The sequence below is a fragment of the Lelliottia nimipressuralis genome, from assembly GCF_004115925.1.
Classification (GTDB): Bacteria; Pseudomonadota; Gammaproteobacteria; order Enterobacterales; family Enterobacteriaceae; genus Enterobacter; species Enterobacter nimipressuralis.
In genome coordinates, this window is sequence record NZ_SDDX01000051.1 from 1 (window position 1) to 633 (window position 633).

Here is a 633-nt window from a genome sequence, read left to right on the forward strand (position 1 = left end):
TTTTGTCGATCAGACCGGCATTGACGCGCTCGCCGTCGCCATCGGCAATGCGCACGGCAAATATAAAGGCGAGCCGAAGCTCGATTTCGCGCGGCTTGATGCGATCCGCCTGCAAACCGGCCTGCCGCTGGTGCTGCACGGGGGTTCCGGGATCAGCGACGCCGATTTCCGCCGCGCGATTGAGCTGGGCATTCACAAAATCAATTTCTACACCGGGATGTCGCAGGCGGCGCTGGCCTCCGTCGAGCAGCGGATCACCCATCGTCAGCCGATTTACGACGAATTTGCCGAACTGCTGCTGGGCATTGAAGAGGCGATTACCGACACCGTATCAGAACAAATGCGCATCTTCGGTAGCGCGGGGAGGGCCTGATGGTACGCCGGGGCGTTATCGCTGCAGGGAATATGCTCGTCGACCACGTGCATCAGATTGTGCAGTGGCCGGAGCGCGGCTGGCTGGCGGAAATTATTCATAGCGAACGGGCCACCGGCGGCGCGCCGCTGAACGTCCTGCTGACGCTCGCCAAAATGCACGTCGGCCTGCCGCTGCAGGCGGTGGGGCTGATTGGTGACGACAGCGACGGGGACTACATTCTGGCCATGCTCGATCAGTACCACGTCAACCGCCAGCGG

At 61.9% G+C, this 633-nt stretch carries 1 protein-coding gene and 1 pseudogene; both read left to right on the forward strand.

Annotated features, from left to right (window positions below):
* Positions 1–373 (forward strand): class II fructose-bisphosphate aldolase (locus tag ETG88_RS22125; RefSeq protein ID WP_206732587.1); only part of this gene is annotated, 373 nt, incomplete at its 5' end.
* Positions 373–633 (forward strand): annotated as a pseudogene (locus tag ETG88_RS22130) (sugar kinase); the annotation flags it as partial. The gene ETG88_RS22125 and the pseudogene ETG88_RS22130, both read left to right, overlap by 1 nt.